This is a genomic window from Streptomyces echinatus (assembly GCF_014203595.1).
Classification (GTDB): Bacteria; Actinomycetota; Actinomycetes; order Streptomycetales; family Streptomycetaceae; genus Streptomyces; species Streptomyces echinatus.
On sequence record NZ_JACHJK010000016.1, the window covers coordinates 88233 to 112047 of the forward strand.

Here is a 23815-nt window from a genome sequence, read left to right on the forward strand (position 1 = left end):
AGATCCGGACAATGAAGCGAGCGCGGCCCACACCCTTGCCGGGCGCGCCGCCTGGTTCCGCATCCCTCATGGAGTCCTACGTGACCCGGTCCTCCCCGCGTGCACGCGCGTCGTCGCGTCTCGTCACTTCGGCGATCTCCGTCGCCCTGGTCGGCGCCACCGCCGGCACCGCCCTGGCCGACACCGCCGCGACGACCGGTCCGGCGGAAGACGTCGCCCGGAGCGCCGCGGCGGCCGGTCAGCACAGGCCCACCCCCGCGGCGCCCGACTTCTTCCTGTCCGGGATCCTGCCGTCGGGCCAGATGTACGTGTACATGCGCGACGGGAAGGGCGGCTTCGATGCCCCGTCGGGCGGCTACCAGTGGCCGCACTTCAGGCTCGGGGTGTCGATCGACCCTGATCTGACGGGTTACCAGGACGGCGCGTACCACGTCATGGACGACGGCACGCTGAATCTCTGGCGCTACGGCCGCCTCAAGAAGGTGGCCACCGGCTGGGGCCGGTACAACGTCGCCTTCTCCCCCGGCACCCTGGGCGGTGCCAAGCACCCCGACCTGCTGGCCCGCGACAAGCAGGGCATCCTCTGGCGCTTCCAGACCAGGGCGGGCGGCTCACTGGCACCGCGCGTCAAGGTCGGCTCCGGCTGGGACCGGTTCACCCAGATCGCCGGCCAGGGCGACCTCTCCGGCGACCGCAGGCCGGACATCGTCGCCCGCGACAGGCAGGGCGCCCTCTGGCTCTACAAGGGCACGGGCGATCCACGCAAGCCGTTCGCCTCCGGTGTGAAGGTGAGTTCCGGCTGGAACCGGTTCAACAAGCTGGTGGCCACCGGTGATGTCGACGCCGATGGCCACAGCGACCTGCTCGCCCGGGATTCCCAGGGCGCCCTGTGGCTGTACAAGGGGACGGGCAGGGCGGCCGCGCCCTTCAAGGCCCGAACCAAGGTCGGCACCGGCTTCAACCAGTACCGCGACCTCTTCTGACGCCCCGTGCGGCGGCCCGGCACCGACCGAACGGTGCGGCGGCGACGTCCGTCAGACTTGGAGGGCGGCCACTTGTGACACGCAGCGCCTCACGCACGGAGCACGCGCTGTACGCGATTCGTGGCGTTCCGTGACGCACGGCACCCGTGCGTCACGGCCGACGCGTACAGTGGCGGAGCTACTTGTCCGATATGTCGATGTGCATGTTGAACTTGACGCCGTTGATCTTCACCAGCAGGTTTCCCTGCACCTTCCGCTTGGCCAGGGTGCCGCCGACGTTGCCCTTTCCCTCGGCAGCCTTGTCCTGGGGCTCGAAGGAGTGGAAGTTCGTGTAGACGCCGCCCGCGCCCAGCTTGCCCGCCGCCTTCCACTCCTCGCGCAGCTCGGCATACGCCGTCGAGTGCATCGGCTTCCCACCGAGGCCGAGGTCGACCCGCTCGCCGGCCACATAGGCGCCCCGGCACTGCTTCAGGATCGTGAGCACCAGGGAGTCCTTGAGCGAGTAGTGCGTCTCGATCGCCGCGATCAGCCCGGACGGATCGTTGTCGACCACGCCCTGACGAGCGGTCCTGGCCCCCGCCTTCACCATGGCCGAACGGTCCTCGTCGATGGTGCCGTAGGCCACGGTGAGACCCTTGCCCTTGTCGCGGGCGATCCTGATCGTCGTCGCCCAGTCCTCCGGCGTGATCCATTCGGCATCGAAGCCGATCGAATCGCAGTACTCCCGCAGGGCCTTGTCGGCTTCCTCGTCTGTCTGCGCGTATTTCGGCACGGCTGTTCCCCCCTCTGTCAGCGACGGAAGGGCTACAACCTGGCATGCCGGCCGGGGGTTGTCACCCCCGGTGTACCAAGGTCGGGACACCGGGCGCCTGCTGCGACGAATGTGGTGCCGCAGACCGCTACTTGCCTTCCAGCGCCGTCACAAGCTGGGGCAGGCCGCCGCCGGCCACGATGAGAGCCAGGTGGTCGTGGAAGTCCCTGCTGTGGACGATCAGGCCCTCGCGGACCCGCAGCACCTGGATGTTCGCGGCTTCGAACGTCCGGCCGGTGATCCGGTGGTGCACCTGGTAGTCCCACTCGGCGACGACCACTTCGGGATCGTCGGTCTCCCGGACCACCACGTTCTTCGCCCGAAGTTCCATGGGCGAACGCGTGGCGGCTTCCGTGAACCGCCCCGCGAGCGCGGCCCTCCCCTCGATCCGCCGCGGCCCGACCGGCTCGAAGGCGGTCTCCACCACGGCGTCCTCGGAGTAGAGCTCGGCCAGCTCAGTGAACCGCCCCTCCGTGATGCCCTCCAGCAGCTTGAGGAAGACCTCGCGCGCAGACATGGTTTCGGACATGATCGACCCCCATCGGACATGCCACTAGAATCGGACTAGCGACTCCGTTTGAACGATACGGACTGGACACTCCGGTTGTCCATGGACGGGTCCGCCTCGCACGGAGAGGGCAGATGAGCGGGATGAGCGGTGCTGCGGAGCGACCGTTGCGGGCGGACGCGGCCCGCAACCGGGCCAAGCTGCTGGACATCGCCACGGAGGTGTTCACCACCCGTGGCATCGGCGTGCCGACGGAGGAGATCGCCCGCGCCGCCGGCGTCGGGGTCGGCACGCTCTTCCGGCACTTCCCGACCAAGGAGGCGCTGCTGGAGGCGGTCATGGTGCGCAGGCTGGAGACGATCACGGCCGAGACCGCACAGCTGGCCGCCGAGGCCGACCCCGCCGAGGCCTTCTTCGGCTGCTTCCGCCTGGTGGTCGAACAGTCCGCGGGCAAGGAGGAGTTCACCAGGGCGCTCGCCGCGGCCGGGGTGGACGTCCACGCGTCGTTGCAGGAGTTGACCACGACGATGCGGGCCCAGCTGACCGGACTCCTGGCCGCGGCACAGCGGGCCGGTGCCGTCCGCCCCGAGCTGGGCCTGCCGGAACTGATCGCGCTGATCGTCGGCACCGGCACGGCGACGGAGCAGCTCGCCACGGACCCGACGGCCCGACAGCGGGTCTTCGACGTGGTGTTCGCCGGGCTCCGGCCACACTGACCCGCCCGCGCCCCCGCGCCTCACCGCCCGGCGGAGGAACCGTGCACGGATGTGCAGCGGGACGGGCCTCCACCGGGGCGGAGACCGGTCCCGCTGTCACGCCCTGAGCCTTCGGGCAGAGGACTAGGCGAGGCCGTTGAGGCCCCACCACTCGCCGTCGGTCCGCTCGCCGGCCGCCAGCGTGCCGGTGTTCCGGCCCAGGTACTTGATCAGCCAGCCGGGGTTGCCTACGTAGCCGTCGATCGCGTACTTCTCATTGGTCACCGTGGCGAGGTCGGGACGCCCGTCGCCGGAGAAGTCGCCGACCGAGATCAGGTTCGCCATGGCGTTCCAGCCGCCGGAGCCGACCAGCTTGCGGGTGCCGAACTTGCCGGTCGTGGTGCCGGGGTAGAGCCACAGCTTGCCGGTGGCCGCCTCGCGGGCGTACAGGTCGGCACGGCCGTCGCCGCTCACGTCGCCCATGCCGACGAGGGCGTTCATGCTGTTCCAGCCGCCCGACCCGATCAGCCTGCGGGAGCCGAGCGTGCCGGTCGTGGTGCCCGGGTAGAGCCACAGCTTGCCCGTGGACTTCTCGACCGCGAGCAGGTCGGAGCGGCCGTCACCGGTCAGGTCACCGAAGGCGGTGATCTTGCTCATGCTGTTCCAGCCGCCCGCGCCGATCAGCCGGCGGCTGCCCAGGGAGCCGGTGCCGGTGCCCGGGTAGAGCCACAGCTTGCCGGTGGCGGCCTCGCGGGTGACGAGGTCCTCGCGCCCGTCGCGGCTGAGGTCACCGTGCCGGGTGAGGGTGTTCATGCCGTTGAAGCCGCTGCCGATGAGCCGGCCGGTGCCGGTGCCCGGGGTGAACCACAGCCGCCCCGCGTCGTCGCGGGCGATGACGTCCGCCCGGCGGTCCCCGTTCATGTCCCCGAAGCCCTGGGCCTTCGGGGCGATCTCGGAGTACCAGCCCGGGTAGGCGGTCTGGCCGCACTCACGCTCGGTGTGGACGAACTTGATCGAGCTGGTGGTCGCGTCAGGGCCCGAGCTGTACTCCCCCGCCGAGTTCGGGTCCTGGGCGAAGTAGCCGCCCCACGGCGAGTAGTTCTTGTCCTCGTAGACGCAGGCGAACACCTTCGTACGGTTCACGTACGAGCGGATCTTGTTGTCCCAGGCACCCAGGTCCGCGACGCTCTTGCTGGTCTTCCACATCGAACCGGTGGCGCTCTCGCCCGACCAGCCGCAGAAGTAGCCGGCCGGGCAGTCGTACGAACTCGCCGCCGCCGGCGTGGCGTTCACGACACCGAGACCGAGACCGGTGCCGGTGAGCACGAGGCCGGCGAATGCCGCCGCGCCTCGGGTCAAACGATTCTGCATGTGCTGCGTTCCCCTCCATGTCCTGCGCGGCCGCGGCCCTTCCCCTCAGCACCCCGGATTCCCGGGACTTCCCGGACCGTCACTGCCGGTCCCAGGCGGCCTTTCGACGCGAGTCAGGTGATCGTAGAACACGGCCGGACCGTCCGCCTCGGACCACAACGGTGGGCTTGGCGGTGCCGACCCGATGAGGCGCGGTCGGCGCGGAATCAGCGACCGGTCGTGCCGTCGACGAGTTCGCGGAGGATGTCAGCGTGGCCCGCGTGACGGCCGGTCTCCTCGATCATGTGGGTGAGTGCCCAGCGGACGCTGGGAGCGGGGCGGTCCGACCGAGGCCGGGGAACCGGTGCGCCCAGATCGGCGCACCCGTCGAGAACGACGTTCGCCTGCCGGACCGCGTTCCGGTAGCGGGCGACGACCTCGGCCACGCTGTCCGTCGGTGCGGCCTGGAACGTCGCCTGCCAGTCGGTGACGTCGTCTCCGAGGAACATCGAACGCTCGACGAACGTCAGGTGGTTGAGCAGGCCGAGCGGGTTCGTGCCGGAGGGCACCGCTGCTGTGCGCACCTGCGGTTCGGGGGCGCCTTCGGTCTTGGCGGCGATCGAGGTCCGCAGGTAGTCGAGGAACCCGCGCAGGGTCTCCGTCTCGTCGCCACCGGTCCGGGGCGGCGGAGTGTCGCGGCGGCGGTCGCGCCGCCGCGTGGTGCTGGGCATCGTGGTCTCCCTTCCTTTGTCGGGGGCGGGCGCCGGCCGCCCTGTCAGGCGGTCGTCGGGGGGCGGGCGCCGGCCCCTGGGCCAGGCGGTGCGGCGGATGACGAGGATGTGGTCGGTGACCTCGGCGGTGCGCCCGTCCGGTCCGGTCGCGGTCCGGACGGATGCGTCGGCCCGCTCAACCGTCCATGTCCGCGGGGCCAGGCCGATCCCCGCGGCAGCGCCGACGGTGGCGCGGTGGAACTCCTCATGCCGTTCGGGCTGCAGGGGGTACGTACGCTCTCGCGGCGAGCCGCGGGCCGTGCCCGGCTGGGCCTCGCGAGGCGGTGCACGGCGCCGCTACGCCCCGGTGCGGTGCCGGCCGGTCGCACCGGGGCGTGCGCTGTCACCGTTCGTTTTGCCGGAACGGCAACAGAGGTGGCGTGCCGGGGACGTACCGGGCGACGGTGGAGCCGTGACCGACGACATCGCAGCAGCAGCGCACTCATCCGACATCCCCTTCTCCCCCGACGGATACGTCGGGGATCCCGCGGTGCGGGCCGATTGGGACAACCGCTACGCCGACCGGCAACGGCTGTGGAGCGGCCGGCCCAACGGTGCGCTCGTGGCCGAGGTCGCCGGGCTCACCCCCGGGCGCGTGCTCGACGTGGGCTGCGGTGAGGGCGCGGACGCCGTCTGGCTCGCGCGTACCGGCTGGGAGGTGACCGCGCTCGATGTCTCGGGCGTCGCACTGGAGCGGGCGGCCGGGCACGCCCGGGACGCCGGCGTCACCGTGAACTGGGTCCATGCCGCACTGACGGAGGCGGCGACGGCACCGGCCTCCTTCGACCTGGTCTCCGCCCAGTACCCGGCCCTGCTGCGCACCCCCGACGCCGCGGCCGAGCGTGCGCTGCTCGGTGCCGTCGCACCGGGTGGTGTGCTGCTGCTCGTGCACCACGCGGGAATGGAGACCCAGCAGGCACACGACAACGGCTTCGACCCGGCCGACTACGTCTGGCCCTCCATGGTCGCCGCCCTCCTCGACGACGACTGGGTGGTGGAGGTGGACGAGCAGCGACCGCGCGTGGCACCCGACGGCGGCGCGGGCGCGCACCACACCGACGACCTGGTGCTGCGCGCCCGCCGACTGCGCGGGGGCCGCTGACCTCGCGTCCGGCCAGGCGGAGTAGACGCTCCCCCAGCTCGACGAGGGCCGCGCGGCGCTGGACGCCCCCCACACACGGCCTCACCGGCAGGCCGCCGACTCCCTCGGGCCGGCCCCCGCACGAGTGCGGAGAGCCGATTCGAGCGTCTGGAGCGCGACCCCGCCGGCCACCGCCACCCCGGGAGCCACGTGCGGGGTGGTGCGTAGCGAATGCCGGATCGACCCGTTGCCACGAAACCAGCGAGCAGGGTGAGGAACAGGGACGCCAGCCAGGGCCGGGAGACCGGTAAGCCGTCATGGTTCCGGCACCGCGCGCGGCGGCCGTGCCACCGGCCCCGGCGATGACCCGCTGCACGGAGCAGCAGGTGCCGAACCGCGACATTCCAGAAGTCGTGGTCCAGGGAAACGGCGGCGGCAGTGATCGGCCCCGCTGCCTGCCCGCACGCGCCCTACAGGGGGGCTCTCAGTGACACAGAAGCCCGTGGGCATCGGGGAGAATTACGGACCCGATGGCACCGGAAGGGTGGCGGACGGCTCATTCCCGTATCCCGGCCTGTCTCAGTACTCAGCGGTGCTGCGGTTCAACAACAACCCGGGAGGCTGGGTGGACTCCCCTGTCCAGGCCACCGCGTTCCAGCAGTGCACCCGATGGGACCGCAGCCTTCCGGTACGTCTGCTCTTCGGGGTCAACGACCCGAAACTCGATGACAACGGCGGCATGTGGAAGTTCCGGGTGCCGATCTACAAGGCCTCCGTATCCGCCACGAACGCCATGGACCGGTGCAGCAGAAGGGCGCCCGCGAGCAGCCCCGGAGACCGTGACGAACTGGTCAGCGTATGGGGAAAGGAGGCCGGAAGCTTGCCCTCCGGGCCCAACCCGGGAAACGTCCTCGCCCAGGGGAACGTCGTGCGGATCATCCCTGACCTCAGGAGCACGATCACCATCGACTACTGGAACAACTGGGTGTACCCGAACGGCAACCTCCTGGCCGCACCGCCCAGCGGGTGGCCCTATCCGGAGCTGTTCCAGTTCTCCGCCGTACTCAGGTTCAACAACAACCCGGGCGGCTGGGTCGGCCCGCCGGCTCAGGCCACGGCGTTCGGTGGCTGCATGACCTGGACGGACAGTCGGCCCGTGCGGCTGCTGTCCGGGGTGAACGATCCCGATGTCAGCGACAACTCATCCTCCCAGTACCCGGGCGCCCCCTCATGGAAGTTCCGGGTCCTCGTCTACAAGAGCTGACCACGACACCATGCGGCTGTTTACAGCCGATGGTCCCCCACGGTCCCGCTCCCCGGCGGGACCTGCCGGACGAAGACGGCGGCCGGGCTCGGGGCCCGGGAGCGGCGCGGGTCACTCGGTGTCGAGGCCGTCTATGAGCCGGCCCAGGAATCGGGTGAAGGTGGCTTCGGCGGTGACGGGGCGCACGGGCGCGGAGAGGGCTTCGGCGAGTTCCGGGTGGTGACCGTCGGCGGCGACGGCGGCGAGGTAGCGGGCCTCGGCCGCGGCCCTGTCCGGGGACCGGGAGACCGCGGCCTGCGCGACCTCGTGGGCGACGTGCCCGGCCACGAACGCGGTGAGCTGGGCGAAGATCTCCAGCTTCGCCGCACCGTCCAGCCCGGTGGGCCGCAGGACGGCGAGCGTGTGCTCCAGGAAGGCCAGCGTGTTGGGGCCCGGTACGCGCCGGGTGGACAGGGCGGCGGGCAGCCAGGGGTGGCGCAGCATGTGCGCGCGTTGCGTGTGGGCGATGGCCTTCAGGTCGGCACGCCAGTCGCCGCTGGGCGGGGCGGGCGCCGTCAGCTCACCGCTGACGTGGTCGACCATCAGTTCCAGCAGTGTCTCCTTGTCGGGCGCGTAGCTGTAGAGCGACATGACACCCGCTCCGATCTCGGCGGCCACCCGTCGCATGGTGACCGCTTCGAGTCCTTCCGCATCCGCCAGGGCGACGGCCGCCGCGGTGATCGCCTCCCGGCTGAAGGAGGGTCTGCGGCCCCTGCGGGGTTCGCCGGAACGCAGCCAGAGCTGTGCTGGGTCCACGCCGGTGGTACCGGGCGTGCCGTCACTGGACACGGGCTCGCTCACCTTTCCCCTGGTTGTCGAGGCAGTTCTCGCCGGACCATCCAAACATGGTCTATTCTCGTACACCGTACGGAATAAAGGAGGGGAACCATGCCACCACGCATGTCCGACGCCGTGACCGGCCCGGCCTGGGCGTCGCCGGCCGGGAAGCCGCCGCTGTCCTCGCGGATGATGAGGGCGACCTGGCGGGGTCTGCCGGCGAAGCGGTACGAGGTCGGGTGGGAGCCGGGACTGGTGGTGCCGGCCGGCGACGGCAGCCCGCTGATCACGGACCACTACTTCCCGCGTGCCGAGGGGGACTTCCCCACCCTCCTCGTCCGCTCGCCTTACGGCCGAGGCCTGCCGTGGTCGCCCCAGTACGGCCTGCTCTTCGCCGAGCAGGGGTTCCACGTGGTCCTGCAGAGCTGCCGCGGCACGGGCGGTTCGGGCGGCGTGTTCGACCTGTGGCGCAACGAGGCCGCCGACGGCCGGGCCACGGTGGCCTGGCTGCGCCGGCAGCCCTGGTTCACCGGGACGCTGGGCACGGTGGGCCCCAGCTATCTGGGCTATGTGCAATGGGCCCTCGCGCTGGACCCGCCGCCGGAACTGAAGGCCATGGTGGTGCAGGTGGGGCTGCACGATCCGTACGCCCTGTTCCACGCCGAGGGTGCGCTGCGGCTGGAGAACGTCCTCGCCGTCGGCCTGGGTATGACCTACCAGCACCAGGGCATGGCACCGTTCCTGAGGGCGACGCTGCGCCTGCAGCGCCGCCTGCGCGAGGCCACCACCGCACGTCCCCTGCGCGGGGCGTACGCCGCGGCCCTCGGCGGCGAACTCCCCTGGCTGGACGACGTGATGACACATCCGGACGCCGAAGACCCCTACTGGCGTGGCGCGTCGACGGCAAAGGCGGCGGAGCGACTGCGCGTACCCACGGCTCTGATCACCGGATGGCACGACGCACTGGCCGACCAGACCTTCGAACAGTACGAACGGCTGTGCCGGGCCGATTGCGACACCGCACTGCTCGTCGGTCCCTGGACCCACACCTCCGCCCTGCAGCAGGGATGGCCCGAGGTGTTCGCCGAGAGTCTCGCCTGGCTGCGCGCTCACCTGCACGCCGACACCTCCGGCCTGCGTCCCACCAAGGTGCGCGTGCACACCGGCGGCGAAGACGCATGGCGGGATCTGCCGGACTGGCCGCCGGCTCTCACCGGCACCTCCTGGTACCCCGCCCCGGACGGACATCTCACCCGGCAGGCCTCCACGGACTCCGCCCCACTGGCGTCGTTCCGCTACGACCCGGCCGACCCCACCCCCTCCCTCGGCGGCCCGCTTCTCTCCCGCACCGCCGGCCCACGCGACAACGGCACCCTGGAGGCCCGCGATGACGTCCTGACGTTCACCGGCCCACCGCTGACGGAGGCCGTCGATGTGCTGGGCCCGGTCTCCGCACGGCTGACCGTCTCCACGGACACCGGGTACGCCGACGTCTTCACCCGCCTGTGTGACGTCGACGAACAGGGCCGGTCCGTCAACGTCTGCGACGGGCTGGGCCGGATTCGCGCGACCGGACACGCGTCCTCACAGGTCACCGTGGCGATGAGTGCCACGGCCCACCGCTTCGCCGCGGGTCACCGGATCCGCTGGCAGATCAGTGGAGGCGCCCATCCGCGCTACGCCCGGCATCCCGGCACAGGGGACCCACGGGTGGACGCCATCACCTTCACACCGGTGCACATCACACTCCACACGGACTCGACGCTGATCCTCCCGTCCGGTCCTCCGCTCACCTGACTCGCAGAACCAGGCCACGCGCGGCGCGGCGACGGCGCGCCGCTCACGCATGAGCGCGTCGTCGAGCGGATGACCCCGCGAATAGCGCATCAGGGCCCAATACTTGTCGCCGCCGAGGAAACAGCCGCCGGTGTGATGCAGGTAGAGGAATCGTCCCACCTGGTCGATGAGGATCGTCCCGCCGTCGTACGTGTCGTGCGCGACGGGGAAGACCTTCCGTGTCCTCGGGAGAGGTGTGCAAGGGCGCCACGAGACCGACGTGCTCACGCAGGAAGTCGAGAGCGGGCGCGATGACGTCCAGGCTGCCGCCGTCGTTGCGGAAAGACTCCACTGCGCTTTCCGCCTCGGCAGCGGCGATGCCGTCGCACCGGCGTCCCGGGTGCCATCCGGCCTTGGTCAGCCAGGCGTCCACCGCCTCCGGCGACTTCAATGCGGGCACGGTTCTCGTCCTCTGGCGGTGACGGCCCGGGTTCGGCGGACATGGCTCGCGGCACCTGTCGGAACGTCACTTCCGGGGCCAAGATAGCCGTGTGAGCGGGGACACACACGGCGGGGACCGGATCGACTTCAGGAACGGGACGTTCCGAGGTGAGGCGATCGGGAAGAAGGTGGAGCATCACCACCACTACGGACCGATGCCGCACGTAGAGGACGCGCTCCCGCCGGCAGCTTTCGAGTTCACCGGGCGCGACGAGGAACTCGGCTCGCTGCTGACGGCCTTGGCCCCCGCCGGCGCCGGCCGCGCTCCGGTCCCGGTCACCGCGGTGGTCGGGCTGGGCGGTGTGGGCAAGACCGCTCTGGCCGTGCGGGCCGCTCACACCGCCAGGGAACGCGGCTGGTTCCCGGGCGGCGCGCTGTTCGTCGACGGTCACGGCTACGACGAGTCACCCGCCGGATCCGAACAGCTCCTGGAGGCCCTGCTGCGCGCCCTGGGCGTGGCGGCCGCGCACGTGCCGGGCACGCTGGACGAGCGCGCCGGGCTCTACCGCTCGGTCCTGGCCGAGCGGGCCCGCACCAGCGGCCGCGTGCTGATCGTGGTGGACAACGCCTCGCACCCCGGGCAGGTCAGACCACTGCTGCCCGGTCACACCGCGCACCGGGTGCTCGTCACGTCGCGCGACACCATGCCCCAGCTCGGTGCCCACGTGCTCCATCTGGACATCCTCGGCCCGGAGGTGGCCCGGGACGTCCTGCACGGCGCGCTGCGCACGGCGGCCCCCGCCGACCGACGCGTCCTGGACGACCCCGGGGCGACCATGCGGCTGTGCGAGCTGTGCGGGGGGCTGCCCCTGGCGCTGCAGATCGCGGCCGCTCTGCTGATCACCGATCCGGGAAAGCCGGTGGCGGAACTCGTGTCGGAGCTGGCCGGCTCCGCCACGCTCCTCGATCACCTGGACGACGGCGAACGGGGCGTGCGGGCCGCCTTCGACCTGTCGTACCGCCGCCTGGACCCGGAACCCGCGCGCCTGTTCCGCTTCTTGGCCCTCGCGCCGGGATCGGAGACGAGCGACGAGGCGATCACCTTTCTGTGCGGAGCCGGCGCCCTGCCGCGGCGGGAGCTCAACGTCCTGATCCGCGCCCACCTGGTCGCTCCCGGCAGCGTGCGGGGCCGCTGGACCCTGCACGACCTGGTACGGGCCTACGCGCTGGACCAGGTCTCCGGGCAGGAGGCGCTGCAGCAGGAGGGTGCGCTGGCCCGGGCCCGGCTGCTCGCCCAGTACCAGCGGCGGGCCGAGGCGGCCGACTGGTATCTGCAGGCCCGGGTGGGCCGGGCGCCGGCGGCCGGCTTCAGCGGCCGGGAGGAGGCGCTGAGCTGGCTCGAGCGGGAGCGTACCGGTCTCGTCTCCGCGGCGCTGTGGGCGGCCGACCCCGCCTACGCCCGGGCCGGGCTGGGACTGGCTCTGCGCCTTCACGGGTATCTCAGCTGGCAGCGGTACTTCGACGACGCCGTGTCCGTCTTCCGGTGCGCCGTGGAGACGGCGGGCGCGCTGCGCGACGGCCTGAGCGCGGGCAAAGCGTGGAACTGTCTGGGACTGGCTCTGCGCAACAACCGCAGAATCGAGGAGGCCGTAGCGGCGCACACCCGGGCGTGCGAGATCCACCGGGAGCGTGGCGACCGGCTCGAGGAGGGGAGGACCTGGGACATGCTGGGCATCTCCCTGACCGAGGCGCGCAGGTTCGACGACGCGATCGCGGCCCATGAACGTGCCCGTGAACTGGTGCACGCATGCGGAGACACCCAGGCCGAGGCCTCGGCCTGGAACAACCTCGGGCGCGCCCGGTTCAAGCTGGGCCGGTTCGAGGAGTCGGTCGTCGCGCTCACCCGGGCCCGCGAGATGTTCCGTTCGGTCGGCGACCGGTTCCGCGAGGCCACCGCGGCCAACAACCTGGGGCGCTCCTTCCGGGAGACCGGGCGCCTGGAGGAGGCGCTGGCCGCCCACACCACCGCTCGGGCGGTCTTCGAGGAGCTGGGCACCCGCGAGCGCGTCGCGACGGCATGGAACGACTCGGGTACCGCCCTGTCCGCGCTGGGCCGATGGGGCGAGGCCGTCGACGCGCATCTGCGTGCCGTACGGGCGTACCAGGACCTGGGCGACCGGCATCGGCAGGCGGTCGCGGGCAACGACCTCGGGGTCACGCTCCGGCGCGCGGGCCGCCGCGACGAGGCTCGCGACGAGCATCTTCGTGCCCTGCGCCTCTTCCGGGAACTCGCCGACCCGCACGGTGAGGACGAGACGCTCCGGCACCTCGCCGCCGTGGCGGAAACCGAACGGCTCGGGGAAGCGGGGAACCGATGAGGCAGCCGCCGCTGCGGCCTCGACTGGCGAGGACGAGTTCCCTCGTGCTGGTCCAGCCGACACCGCTGTGCAACCTCGACTGCCGCTACTGCTACCTGCCCTCGCGGGGGCTCGCTCGCGTGATGTCCCACGAGGTCGCCGACGCCGTCGCGGAAACCGTCGCCGCCTGGTCGGAGCACCACCCTGTCACGGTGCTGTGGCACGGCGGCGAGCCGCTCACCGCGGGGGTGTCCCGGCTGCGGGCACTGCTGGACCGGTTCCCCGCGGGCCGTGAGCATCTCGTGCGGCACGCCGTGCAGACCAACGCATCGCTCATCGACGAGGCGTGGTGCCGGCTGTTCACGGAGCGGCGCATCAGCGTCTCCGTCAGCGTCGACGGTCCTGGACCCGGTTCCGCCCGGCTGGACCGCGGCGGCCGGGACGCCACCGACCGCGCGCTGCGGGGTGTCGGGCTGCTCAAGGAGCACGGCATCGCGTTCGGCGCCATCGCCGTCGTGGCCGACCCGTCTTCGCGCAAGGCGGCCGAGCTGCACCGGTGGTTCGCCGCTCTCGGCTGCCGCGTTCTGGGGGTGAACCTGGTGGAACGCAAGGGCGTGAACGCCTGGACCGTCCGCGACGACGAGAACGTCGCGGAGTTCTGGGCCACGCTGGCGGCCCGCGGGCGTGCCGACCGGCGCATGTCCCTGCGGGATGTGGAGCACGCCTGGCGGTACGTCAGGGCGGAGCTGGCCGGAGTGACCGGGCGGTGGGCCGACCAGCCGGTCGATCCGTTGCCCATGGTCACCTGGGACGGGCAGGTGGTTGCCCTCAGCCCGGACCTCGCGGGCTTCTCCTCCGCGCGCCACGGTCCGTTCACCGTCGGCGATGTGCGGGAGTCCGGGCTGGCCGGCTGTCTGGCCCGGGCCGAGGAGACGCCCTGGGTCGCCGAGGCCCTCGACGGGGTCGGCTCCTGTCGCGCCGCATGCGATCTGTTCGCGTACTGCCGGGGCGGTCAGGCCGCCAACAAGTACTTCGAGACCGGTCGGCTGGACGCGACCGAGACCCGCTTCTGCCGCAACGGCAGAAAACTCCTGATGGAAGGACTCCTGCGCGATGCGGAACGAGTTGCCGGAGAAGCCCGGGATTGAGGAACGCATCCGGTCTCTGGGCGCGGACCAGTTTCCCCAGCCGGATGCCGAGGCCTGCGAGGAGTGCGGCGACGCCGCGTGCGCACACCCCGGCGTGCTCTATTCGGGCGGCACCGAACCCCCGATCCTTCCCGCGCCCCCTCGGTGAGTCCGGCAGATCCCGTCGTACAGCGCGCTGATCCTGTCGCAGCGACCCTTCACCGTCCGGCGCACGAGTCACGAACACCTGCGCACGAGTCACAGATCGGCGCACAGGGAGCGGGCGGCCCCCAGATCCTTCTGCACCGCCGGCTCGGCGAAGTCAGCGAAGCGGAGCTGCTGATTCTGCACCCGGCGCATCGCTTCGGCCAACGGCTTGTACTCGTTGTCACCCGCGGCCGCCGCGTCGGACAGGACGACGGCGGCGGCGAAGCGGTTGAGGGCGACGTCTCCCTCGGCCCCCTTGGCCCCGTAGTCGGACTCGTCGAAGCCCTCCAGGGCGTCGCAGGCCCGATGGGCGTCACCGGCCGCGCCGCTGCCGGTGGAACCGTCGCCGCCCCTGAGCGCCCAGGCAGCGCCGACCCCGCCCGCGCCCAGGACGAGCCCCGCGACGAGGGCGGCGACCACGGCAGGACGGAACCGGCGGGCCGGCGGGGTGGGGCCGAAGTTGCCATAGGGGGCGCTGTAAGCGGGCGGTGTTGGCGATGACATGCCAGCAGCGTACCGACCGCGAGGCGGCGGGCAACCTTGTGGGCGGGTTGTGAGTCTCCTGAGCGATCACGTCGTGATCGGACCCCCGAGGAGACCATCATCAGCACCATGCACAAGACCCTGACCGCCGCCGCCGTCACCGGTGTCGTCCTCGCGGGCGCCGCCGCCTGCGGCACGATGGAGCAGCTCTCCGCCGGAAAGAAGCTCGACCGGGCCTTCGAGAAGCTCGGTGAGAAGAACACGATCTCCTTCGAACTCGACCTGGACACCGACGCCGCCTCCTTGAAGGCGCTGGACGCCGAGTCCGAGCCGGAGCCCGGTGAGGAGATACCGGACGAGGCCGCCGAGCTGCTCAGCGGGGTGAAGATCAAGGTCACCGTCCAGTCGAAGAAGCCGATCGCCGAGTCCGGCGAGAAGGACCTCGTGGGTACGGCCGTGAAGCTCAGCGGACCGGACGGGGACATCGCCGAGTACCGGGTGATCGGCGACTACACCTACTTCCGTTCCGACCGTGATGCCGTCAGCAGGGCGACGGGCAGCCCCATGCCGGCTCCCGAGGACCTGCCCCCGCAGGCCGGGGCGATCAAGGACGTCCTCGAGGGCAAGTGGGTGAAGTTCAACACCAAGGAGATGCGGAAGACCGCCGCCGAGGGCCAGGGGGCCGAGGAGGGTCCCGCGCCGGCCCCGTCCGTCGACGCCAAGACGCAGAAGAAGCTCGTGAACGCCTTGCGCAAGGTGATCGCCCATGAGGTGCGCTTCAAGACCGCAGGCGGCGAGGACGGCACCGAGCACATCACCGCCACGGCTCCCTTCCGCACCCTGGTCACCGAACTGCTGCGAGAGATCCGGCCGCTGGCCGATGACCTCCCGCCGGGCGTGGAGCTGCCGACCGAGAAGGACCTGAAGGATGCCCCCGTCGCCAAGGCGACGGCGGACTTCACGCTCAAGAACGGTGAGCTGTCCGAGGTGGACGTCGACCTCGCCAAGCTGGCCGACAACGCCAAGGTCAAGAAGCTGGGCCTGACGCTGCGGATGGGTGGCGGCACCAGGCCCACCGCCCCGGCCGGTGCCACGGAACTGGACCTGGAGGAACTCGCGCAGGGCTTCTTCGGGGCCCCTGAGCCGGATGATGCGGAGTTCGACACGAGCGGCCTCGGCGACCCGGACTTCCCGCAGGACGAGTACTGATCCCCCGCACGTGAACCACCGGTCGGCTCCGGCCCGTTCTCCTGTGCACAGAGGGCCGTTCGCGCGGTCCCCGGTCAGCGGGACCGGCGGCCCAGGAGTTCGATCAGCCCCACCGGCAGGTACGCGGGCCGGTGGGGCCGGCCGACCTGGTACGGCACGAAGCCCAGCGAGGAGGCCACCGTGACCTCTTCGGCCGTCTCCGCCTGGTAGACGACTCGGCAGCGGCCCGAGCCGGCCTTCGCGCGCTGCCAGAGGACCGGAGCCGGCTTGCGCTCGCTCTCGGTGCGCGGAGTGAGGACGCGGTCCCCGAAATCCTCCCAGGCGAAGGGAGCCGGACCCCGCCACGTCGCGTCGACCTCCGCTCTCAGCCTGGCGGCCCGCTCGGCGTCGGTCGTGCCCCAGGAGGACGGAACATTGGTGATCAGGCCGACTTCGATGTGGCGTTCGCGCAGGGCACGCAGATAGGAGGCCGCGCCGGGCCGGTAGTCGGTGCTGCCGTCGTCCGCGGTGTGTACGAGGGTTTCGCCCAGGTCGAAGTACACGACGGGACAGCGGCGTTGGCTGCTCGCTGCGGCGACGTCCGCCGCCGTGTCTCCCCTCGTGTACTCGGGGGCGGCCCCGCTCGCCGGGGCGCACAGCACCGTCGACAACAGGACCGTGCCCAGCACGAGGCTCGCACGGCTCAAGCTCTTGGAACCAGACCAGTCCATGGCGTCGTCGCCCTTTCTCGCCGGGGACATGGCACGATATCCGGCCTGTGCACCGGTGGTGGGGTGAACGCCGGCATGACCGGCGGCCGAACGGTCCGGCACGGGCGGGCAAGGCTGCCGACGGGCCGCCCCTCCCCTCGCTGTTACTCTCTGCGGGATCCAACGACCCAGGGGGAAGTCCGTGCTCACGTCGGTCGTCACGCAGTGGCCGTGGCTGTTGGCCATCACGGCCCTCGTGATCCACTGCTCCGCCCTGGCGAAATGGGTACCGATCCAGAGGTTCTGGACGGTGTACCCGTTCATCTGGGTGGTGTGTGGCACCGGAGCGGTGTCGTACGGCGCGTGGCGCGGGTTCGCCGTGGAGAACATGCTCGTCGTGTGCTCGTCCGCGCTCACCGGACTGACGATCGGCATGTACCCGACGCGCAAGCTGTTCGCGGAGTGGGCGCACGAGATCAACCAGGGAGAGACGCGCGAGCGGTACGACTACCCGCGCACGCACCTGGCGTTCTGCGGCGCGTCCGTGCTCGTCATGATGGCCGGCGCGATCCTGCTGACCCGCTGAGGGCCCCGGGGACGGCCGGCACGGAGGCCCCCGACGGCAGGGCGAGCGGCTCCAGGCAGCCGTCGGCCGGGGCGGTACCCGCGGGCCGGGTCCGGTCCAACGAGCCGCCCCGCCCTCGTCGGCGTGGTCAACGCCCTACCGGCACAGGCGGAGCGGGCGGCCGGGGCTGGTCAGTGGATGACGTCGAAGATCTGCTTCTGCAGGCCGTTGGCGTACGCCTCGTGCTCGACCAGCTTCAGCTTCCGGGTGTCGTTGTCGGCGCTGCTGAACAGACGCTTGCCCGCGCCCAGCAGCAACGGGAAGACGAGCAGGTGGTAGCGGTCGATCAGGCCGGCGTCCGAAAGGGCGTGGTTCAGAGCGGCGCTGCCGTGGACGATGATCGGGCCGCCCTCCGTCTCCTTCAGCGCGGCGACCTCGTCGAGCGAGCGCAGGATCGTGGTCTCGCCCCAGTTCGACACCAGGTCGTCCTCGGTGAGGGTGGTGGAGACGACGTACTTCGGCATCTCCTTGTAGTCGGCGAAGTCCGCCATGTCGGGCCACACCGGGCTGAACGCCTGGTAGCTGACCCGCCCCAGCAGCATCGCGGTGGCTTCCTTCTGCTCCCGGCCCTTGATCTCGAAGGCCTCCGGGAGGAACTCGGTGTGCTTGAAGGTCCAGCCGGAGTTGCGGTAACCGGGCTCTCCGCCCGGCGCCTCCACGACGCCGTCGAGCGAGACGAAAGCGGTGCTGATCAGGGTGCGCATCTGGGTTCCTCGGTGTCTTGTGCGGGGTGGTGCCGAGTGCGGGCCGGCCGCGTGTGCCGAGCATGTGGGCCGTCGCTCGTGTGCCGGTCGTGGTTGTTGACTGCCGGCCCCGTGAAAAATCATCGCTCGCCGGTCAGCGCCTTGTCGACATGATCGAACGCGGTGTCTGATCCCGCCGGCCGGAGCGTGGCCGCAGGCGTCAGGCTCGCAGGTGGCTGAGGACGGCCAGGACCCCGCGGTGTGTCCGGTCCGTGGGGGGCAGGTCCAGCTTGGTGAGGATGTTGCCGATGTGCTTGCCGATCGCGGCTCGCGTCGTCGTCCTGGTGCGGGGCGTAGAAGATGGCCGGCTTGGCGGCGGCCGACGCCGCCGGGGCCCGGCCCGCCTGGTAGGCCAGGGCAAGTCCAACGGCGGGTCGGTGTTCATGCGCACGGCCAGGTCGGGGTTGCGGCCGTTGCTCACCAGCACGAGGTACACGGGCCGGCCCGCGGCCTTGTGCTCCAGGATCGACCCGGCCAGGCCGGGTGTGCGGCGGTCTGCCGACGGCGGGTGGTCGGCGCCGCTCCCGCACCCGCTCAGTCCCCGGCGGCTGTCCGCCGAAGGTGTGCCGAGCCGGGTGCGTGTGTCCGGAGGGCGTCCCGCGTCTGCCTTCAATCGATCATTTCCGGTCTGCCTCGCCCAGGCGGTTCTCCCGGCAGAAGTGCCGTCGGCCATACTTCTGCCGAGGGCTCGCGCCGGACGAGCCGATGGATCGGGGGACATCGACGGTGCGCGACGGCACGCCCTCCGCAGGGGACTTCGGGCAGCGGTTGCGGAGCCTTCGGGTGCGCGCCGGGCTGAGCCAGGAGGCGCTGTCGCATGCGGCCGGGGTGAGCGTCAGGGCTCTGGCCGACATGGAACGCGGGCGTACCCGGGGGCCGCAGCGCCGCACGGTGCAGGCGTTGGCGGAAGCACTGGGACTGGACGACTCCGAGGCGGTGAGCCTGGAGAAGTCCGCCGCCGCCGGCCGTCCGCGTGCCAGGGCCGCGACCGGCGCGGCGGGCTCCGGCGCACTGGCCCTGCCACGCGACATCCAGGACTTCACCGCGCGCGGCCCGGCCCTGGCCGGGCTGCTGGAGTTGGCCCGGGAGGACGGTCCGGGCAGGCCGGCGGTCACCGTGGTCACCGGACAGCCGGGCCTGGGCAAGACCGCGTTCGCGGTGCACGCCGCGCACCGGCTCGCCCCGCACTTCCCGGACGGGCAGTTCGCCCTGGACCTGCACGGCATGGACCCCGAGCCGACCACCCCGCGGGACGCGCTGGCCCGGCTGCTGGGCGCGGTCGGGGTGGCCGACGCGGCGATCCCGTCGGGCACCGACGACCGCGCCGGTCTGTGGCGGTCCCTGGCCGGCGAACGGCGCGTACTCGTGCTGCTGGACAACGCGGCCGACGAGTCCCAGGTCGGCCCCCTGCTGCCGGGCCCCGGCCCCACCCTGACGATCGTCACCAGCCGCCATGTCATGGCGGGTCTGCCGTCCGTCCACCGCACCGATCTGGCCCTGCTGCGGCGCGAGGAGGCGGTGGAACTCCTGACCCGCATCATCGGCCCGGACCGGGTGCGGGCGGAGGCCCAGGCCGCGCGCGACCTCGCCGACCTGTGCGGACACCTGCCGCTGGCCGTACGGATCGCCGGCCAACGGCTCCTGAGCCGGCCGCACGAACGCCTCGGCAAGCTCGTCGCCCGGCTCGCCGCCGAGGGCCGCAGACTGGACGGCCTCCAGGCCGGAAGCCTGCGGGTACGTGCCGCCTTCGCGCTCTCCTACCGGCAACTTCCCTCCGATTCACGGACGTTGCTGCGCCGTGCCGCGCTGGCCGCCGGAGCGGACTTCAGCCCCGAGACCGGCGCCCTGCTGTCCGGCCTGGCCTACGACGAGGCGGTCGCCTGCGCGGAGGAACTCACCGACGCCGGGCTGCTCCAGAGCGACCCCGCCGCCGAGCGGTACCGCTTCCACGACCTGCTCAGGCTCTACGCCGCCGAGCAGGTCGACGCCGAGGACGGCCCCGGGGTCCGCGGCGCCGCCCTGGACCGGACCGCGGACTGGATGCTGCGCCGGGCCACCGCCGCCGCGCTGCACTTCGACGTCGACCACGAGCGGACCGCATCGCCGAGCGACCCGGACCCGGACGGAGCGCCCACCGGCCGGGAAGAGGCGCGGGCCTGGCTGGAGGCGGAGCGGGCCCAGTGGCTCGCCGCCCTGCGCCACGCCCATGACGCGGGCCGGCACCGACAGGTCCTGGACACCGCTGAGGCGATGCACTGGTTCTCCGATCTCAACCAGCACTGGGAGCAGTGGGTGGAGATCTTCCGGCGCTCCGCCGACTCCGCCCGCAGTCTGGGCAGCAGGCAGGAGGAGGCCGTTCACCTCAACTACCTCGCCTGGGCCTACAACCTCTGTGTGCACGACCCCCATGCCGCGCTGACGGCCGCCGACGGCGCGCTGGCGGCGGCCGTCGAGTGCGGGGACGGACTCCAGCAGGGCTGGGCGCTCGGCTACGGCGCGGGCGCCCTGCACCGGCTGGGCCGGATGGAGGAGGCCCAGGCGCGGCTGCGCGAGGGGGCCCGCTGCCTCGCCTCGCAGGAGTCCCCGCAGAGCCGGCTGGCCGAGCTGACGATGCTCAACAGCCTCGGCACCCTGCTGCGCCAGACCGGCCGGCCGGCCGAGGCGCTGGAGATCCACCGCCGCAGCGAGAGGATCTGCCGGGACGGGGTCCCGGGCCGCACGGAAGAGGTGATCGCGTTGTACCAGGCGGTCGCCCGGCAGCAGATCGGCAACGACCTGGCGGCCCTGAAGCGCTGGCACGAGGCCGAAGCGCCGCTGCGGCAGGCCCTCGCCGCCTTCGACGCCGCGCAGATGCCGATCTGGTCGGAGCAGGCCCGGCTCGACCTGGGGCAGGTGCTCGGCGCCCTCGGGCATCCCGAGGCGCGGGGGACGCTGCTCAGCGCCCGCGACGCCCTCGCCGCGCTGCGCAACCCACGACAGGCCGAGGCCGCCGAGGCACTCGCCGCTCTCGACGAAGCCGGCACCGGCACCGGCACCGGCTGACGCGGGAGCGGTTGCGGACGCGGTGGATGCCCGAGCCCACCGGTGCCGGGGCTGATTTCCTTACGCGTAGCAGCCGTTGACGGTCGCCGCGAGGCCGTCCATGGCGTCCTTGATGGCGTTCGGGTCGGCCGTGGAGCCGTTCTCGACGAAGGAGAACACCTTCCACTTGCCGTCCTTGCCCTGCGTCAGACCGCTCAGCGCGATGGCTCCGGTGAGGGTGCCGGTCTTCGCGTGCACCTTGCCCACCGCGCACTTGGAGTCGGCGTCGTCGAACCGGCCCCACTCCGGGCCCAGCGTGCTGCCTGCCTCGCCGGAGACGGGCAGGCCGTCGAGGATGGGACCGAGGGTGTGCGCGTAGCGGGGCTGCGCCGGCAGTTCGAGGATCTGCGCGAGGGTGGCGGCCGGGATGCGGTCGGCCCGGGACAGGCCACTGCCGTCGTAGAGCTCGAAGTTGGCGAGCGAAACGCCGTACACCCGGCTCAGCACATGGCGCACGACCTCGGTGCCGCCCTCGAAGGTGGCCGGACGGCCGGCGCCGAGGGCGGTCATCCGCAGCAGCGTCTCGGCGATGTCGTTGTCGCTGCGCTTGAGCAAGGTGTGGACGATGTCCGACAGCGGCGCCGACCTGTGCTGGGCCACCGGGACGTCCGTCGGGCGCGCGGTGGAGCGGGTGACCTCTCCGGTGACCGTGACGCCGGCCGCCGCGAGTTGCCCGGCGAAGGCCTGCCCGGCGTCGATGGAGGTGTCCTGCACGCCGTGCCCGTCGACGACCAGCGCGCGGACCGGGGCGACGGAGTCCGGGTAGTAGCCGTCGTTCCAGCCCGTGGCCAGGGTCGGCTCCGGGAACAGGCTGTCGTCGACGGTGACCTTCACGGTGGTCAGGCCCGCGGCCTTGAGCCCGGCGACCGCGGTCTTCGCCAGCTCTTGGAGGTCGGCGGTGGTCAGGGTGCGGTCGCCGCCTCCGACGAGCGTCAGAGTGCCGTGGCCGTAGACGACCTTCGTGGTGAAGCGGTGCTTCGGGCCGAGCACGGTCAGGGCGGCGGTCGAGGTGGCGAGCTTGGCGTTGGACGCCGGCATCAGCGCGGTGGAGGCGTTGTGACCCCAGATCGTGGTGTGGGAGTCCGCGTCGACGACCACGCCGCTCACGTTCGGCCCCAGCCGCTGATCGAGCACGCGGCTCTGCAGATTCTTGGCCATCTGCTGGTCGGCGGTGTCGAGGTCGTGGGGCGTGGCCGTCGTACCGACACCCTTCGGTGCGGCGAAGGCGGACGGACCCGCCAGGGCCGCGGACGCCACGGGCACGGCCATGGCGAGAACGAGGGCCCGGCGCAGGCCGGTTCGCCTGCCCTGGTGCCGGAGGGCTCGGTGCCGGCGGCGACCGCCGGGGAGGAAGGTGTTCTCGGGCATCGTGGCGGTTTCTTCGGTCATCGGGTTTCAACGCTTTCAGGAGTCGGGGCACTTCAGTAACGGAACGTCACACACGCCGCCTCGGCCATCGCACGGTCGCTCGGCCGGGGCATGCGTCATCTATGCCTGGGTTGCGCACAGTTGATCTGAGGTCGGACCGCGGGACACCACGCCGGCAGGCGTCGCAGCGCGGCGACCAACGCCACGTGGTCCGTGCTCGGTGCGGGAACCGGGCCCGGCGATCAACGCGCGGAGCGCGTGGGGCGGACCGGTGGGACGGGGGGTGGTGCGGTCGGCCGAACGGTCCACGTCCATGTGATCCCCCGAGTGTGGTGCAGCATCGCCTCTACTACGCACGGGCCCACAGGCAGGTTGCATCGCCCCGCGACCTTTTTTTCCGGCCGGCCGGCAGTGCTCGCGGCCCGTACCTAGGGGTGCTCGTAGAGCTGGAGGACGCCGGCCACGGAGAAGCACAGGGCGCCGGTGAGTGTGCCCCAGTTGGCGACGTCGGCGCTGATCAGAATGCCGGTGGCGGGGCGGGTGTAGGCGGCGAGAGCGGCGACCATGAACAGGACGGAGCCGAGCTGGTTCACGGCGACGATCCACCAGCCGAGGCCGCGCGGACGGAGGCGGGGCCGGCCGTGGCAGATCTCGACGAAGCCCAGGTGCCCGGAGACGAGGAACAGCACACAGCCGACCACGTCGGGCACCCAGATCAGCCGGTTGACCTGCTGGACGCTCAGGCCCCGCAGGAAGGAGTCCAGCAGGTTGACCGCGAACACGAGGGTGCCCAGGAAGAGGACGAACGTGCTCAGCCAGTCCACCCGCATCGGCTCGTAGCTCCACCACCGCCAGCGGTGGGTGGCCAGCCGCCCTCCGTCGGCGGCGGTGTCGTGGCGGGGTGCGTTGATGACCTGGAGAAGCGAGACGTAGCCGCCGGTGTTGAAGAAGAGACCGCCCGTGAAGTAGATCGACGCGCACTCCGTCGCATCACCGGAACCGAACAGGGCGACGGCGGCACCGGCCGCGAAGAGGGCACCGCCGACGACGAAAGCGGTCGCCGCGATGGCGTTGAGTCTGCGCAGCCGGCCGATGGCGACGGCATCCGCACGGACCTGACGGCTCCGCGTCGCGCCGGGCGGTCGGACGGCGAGCGCTCCGCGCCGCCGCGCGATCCGTGACTCCCACACCGCCATGTCGCCACTGGGAAGGTGCCAGCTCAGTCTGGTGATGAACGGTCCCGCGCCCTCGGCGTGCTGCTCCGGCTGTCCCACGGGCCGAGCCTAGGCATCGGGCGGGCCCGGCAGGCGTACGAAACGCCGTCCGGCCGGGACCAGCGGATCACCCGGCTGCGCGGACCGCCGGACCGGCGAACCACTGGTGAACAGGTGCTCGATCGGACGGCGCGGGTCCGCGGGCCGCCCACGGACA

21 protein-coding genes and 1 pseudogene are annotated in these 23815 nt (G+C 71.8%); 10 read left to right on the forward strand and 12 right to left on the reverse strand.

The genetic code is table 11. The features are described from left to right. The first annotated feature begins 80 nt into the window (after positions 1 to 80). Entirely contained in the window at positions 81 to 983 is a 903-nt protein-coding gene (locus FHS34_RS43875) for an FG-GAP repeat domain-containing protein (RefSeq protein ID WP_225817380.1), read from the forward strand. A gap of 178 nt (positions 984 to 1161) precedes the next feature. Here FHS34_RS43875 and FHS34_RS34310 read toward each other — a convergent pair whose 3' ends face one another. Both FHS34_RS34310 and FHS34_RS34315 read right to left on the reverse strand, forming a co-directional pair. Continuing rightward, entirely contained in the window at positions 1162 to 1755 is a 594-nt protein-coding gene (locus FHS34_RS34310) for a hypothetical protein (RefSeq protein WP_184972841.1), read from the reverse strand. A 127-nt stretch (positions 1756 to 1882) separates the two neighbouring features. After that, a complete protein-coding gene (locus FHS34_RS34315) occupies positions 1883 to 2323 on the reverse strand; it encodes a nuclear transport factor 2 family protein (protein ID WP_184972843.1) in 441 nt (146 codons plus the stop codon). Positions 2324 to 2436: 113 nt separating this feature from the next. Between FHS34_RS34315 and FHS34_RS34320 the strand changes: the two genes are divergently transcribed. Then, complete coding sequence (locus FHS34_RS34320) at positions 2437 to 3018, forward strand: TetR/AcrR family transcriptional regulator (protein ID WP_184972845.1); 582 nt, start codon at positions 2437 to 2439, stop codon at positions 3016 to 3018. Positions 3019 to 3141: 123 nt separating this feature from the next. Here the strand turns inward: FHS34_RS34320 and FHS34_RS34325 are convergent, their stop codons facing one another. Beyond that, complete coding sequence (locus tag FHS34_RS34325) at positions 3142 to 4368, reverse strand: FG-GAP-like repeat-containing protein (protein WP_184972847.1); 1227 nt, start codon at positions 4366 to 4368, stop codon at positions 3142 to 3144. A 206-nt stretch (positions 4369 to 4574) separates the two neighbouring features. Continuing rightward, complete coding sequence (locus tag FHS34_RS34330; protein ID WP_184972849.1) at positions 4575 to 5078, reverse strand: DinB family protein; 504 nt, start codon at positions 5076 to 5078, stop codon at positions 4575 to 4577. Positions 5079 to 5529: 451 nt separating this feature from the next. Between FHS34_RS34330 and FHS34_RS34335 the strand changes: the two genes are divergently transcribed. Further along, complete coding sequence (locus tag FHS34_RS34335; protein ID WP_184972851.1) at positions 5530 to 6219, forward strand: class I SAM-dependent methyltransferase; 690 nt, start codon at positions 5530 to 5532, stop codon at positions 6217 to 6219. Between the two features lie 604 nt (positions 6220 to 6823). Further along, positions 6824 to 7462 carry a hypothetical protein gene (locus FHS34_RS34340; protein WP_184972853.1) on the forward strand — a complete coding sequence of 213 codons (639 nt, stop codon included), beginning with the start codon at positions 6824 to 6826 and terminating at the stop codon, positions 7460 to 7462. A gap of 111 nt (positions 7463 to 7573) precedes the next feature. Here FHS34_RS34340 and FHS34_RS34345 read toward each other — a convergent pair whose 3' ends face one another. Beyond that, complete coding sequence (locus FHS34_RS34345) at positions 7574 to 8290, reverse strand: TetR/AcrR family transcriptional regulator C-terminal domain-containing protein (RefSeq protein ID WP_184972855.1); 717 nt, start codon at positions 8288 to 8290, stop codon at positions 7574 to 7576. A gap of 180 nt (positions 8291 to 8470) precedes the next feature. Here FHS34_RS34345 and FHS34_RS34350 point away from each other — a divergent pair, with 180 nt between their 5' ends. Next, the gene (locus FHS34_RS34350; RefSeq protein WP_184972995.1) at positions 8471 to 10075 is read left to right on the forward strand and encodes a CocE/NonD family hydrolase; all 1605 of its coding nucleotides are present in this window, start codon (positions 8471 to 8473) and stop codon (positions 10073 to 10075) included. A gap of 43 nt (positions 10076 to 10118) precedes the next feature. Here FHS34_RS34350 and FHS34_RS34355 read toward each other — a convergent pair whose 3' ends face one another. Beyond that, entirely contained in the window at positions 10119 to 10514 is a 396-nt protein-coding gene (locus FHS34_RS34355; protein WP_225817381.1) for an SUKH-3 domain-containing protein, read from the reverse strand. Between the two features lie 91 nt (positions 10515 to 10605). Here FHS34_RS34355 and FHS34_RS34360 point away from each other — a divergent pair, with 91 nt between their 5' ends. Together FHS34_RS34360 and amcB are read left to right on the forward strand one after the other, a co-directional pair. Continuing rightward, positions 10606 to 12873 (forward strand): ATP-binding protein, encoded by a 2268-nt coding sequence (locus tag FHS34_RS34360; protein WP_184972857.1) that lies wholly within the window; start codon positions 10606 to 10608, stop codon positions 12871 to 12873. A 44-nt stretch (positions 12874 to 12917) separates the two neighbouring features. After that, positions 12918 to 14000, forward strand: coding sequence for a cyclophane-forming radical SAM peptide maturase AmcB (gene amcB, locus FHS34_RS34365; protein ID WP_225817382.1), 1083 nt, complete (start codon positions 12918 to 12920; stop codon positions 13998 to 14000). Between the two features lie 237 nt (positions 14001 to 14237). Here amcB and FHS34_RS34370 read toward each other — a convergent pair whose 3' ends face one another. Then, positions 14238 to 14690, reverse strand: a complete 453-nt coding sequence (locus FHS34_RS34370; RefSeq protein WP_225817383.1) for a hypothetical protein — start codon at positions 14688 to 14690, stop codon at positions 14238 to 14240. A gap of 108 nt (positions 14691 to 14798) precedes the next feature. On the opposite strand from FHS34_RS34370, the gene FHS34_RS34375 reads away from it, so the two are divergent. Beyond that, positions 14799 to 15878, forward strand: coding sequence for a hypothetical protein (locus FHS34_RS34375; RefSeq protein ID WP_308288279.1), 1080 nt, complete (start codon positions 14799 to 14801; stop codon positions 15876 to 15878). A gap of 74 nt (positions 15879 to 15952) precedes the next feature. On the opposite strand, the gene FHS34_RS34380 is transcribed toward FHS34_RS34375, so the two are convergent. Next, complete coding sequence (locus FHS34_RS34380; protein WP_225817384.1) at positions 15953 to 16618, reverse strand: HAD family hydrolase; 666 nt, start codon at positions 16616 to 16618, stop codon at positions 15953 to 15955. A gap of 151 nt (positions 16619 to 16769) precedes the next feature. On the opposite strand from FHS34_RS34380, the gene FHS34_RS42880 reads away from it, so the two are divergent. After that, positions 16770 to 17153, forward strand: a complete 384-nt coding sequence (locus FHS34_RS42880) for a hypothetical protein (RefSeq protein ID WP_225817385.1) — start codon at positions 16770 to 16772, stop codon at positions 17151 to 17153. Positions 17154 to 17323: 170 nt separating this feature from the next. Here the strand turns inward: FHS34_RS42880 and FHS34_RS34390 are convergent, their stop codons facing one another. Together FHS34_RS34390 and FHS34_RS34395 are read right to left on the reverse strand one after the other, a co-directional pair. After that, entirely contained in the window at positions 17324 to 17896 is a 573-nt protein-coding gene (locus FHS34_RS34390; protein WP_184972861.1) for a dihydrofolate reductase family protein, read from the reverse strand. 199 nt (positions 17897 to 18095) lie between these two features. Further along, positions 18096 to 18203, reverse strand: a pseudogene (locus FHS34_RS34395) (DNA-binding response regulator); the annotation flags it as partial. 437 nt (positions 18204 to 18640) lie between these two features. On the opposite strand from FHS34_RS34395, the gene FHS34_RS34400 reads away from it, so the two are divergent. Continuing rightward, a complete protein-coding gene (locus tag FHS34_RS34400; protein WP_221509842.1) occupies positions 18641 to 20977 on the forward strand; it encodes a helix-turn-helix domain-containing protein in 2337 nt (778 codons plus the stop codon). Between the two features lie 60 nt (positions 20978 to 21037). Here FHS34_RS34400 and dacB read toward each other — a convergent pair whose 3' ends face one another. Together dacB and FHS34_RS34410 are read right to left on the reverse strand one after the other, a co-directional pair. Further along, positions 21038 to 22405, reverse strand: coding sequence for a D-alanyl-D-alanine carboxypeptidase/D-alanyl-D-alanine endopeptidase (dacB, locus tag FHS34_RS34405; protein WP_225817386.1), 1368 nt, complete (start codon positions 22403 to 22405; stop codon positions 21038 to 21040). 407 nt (positions 22406 to 22812) lie between these two features. Next, positions 22813 to 23658: a hypothetical protein gene (locus tag FHS34_RS34410; protein ID WP_184972865.1), complete on the reverse strand. Its 846-nt coding sequence runs from the start codon at positions 23656 to 23658 to the stop codon at positions 22813 to 22815. Positions 23659 to 23815 lie beyond the last annotated feature (157 nt).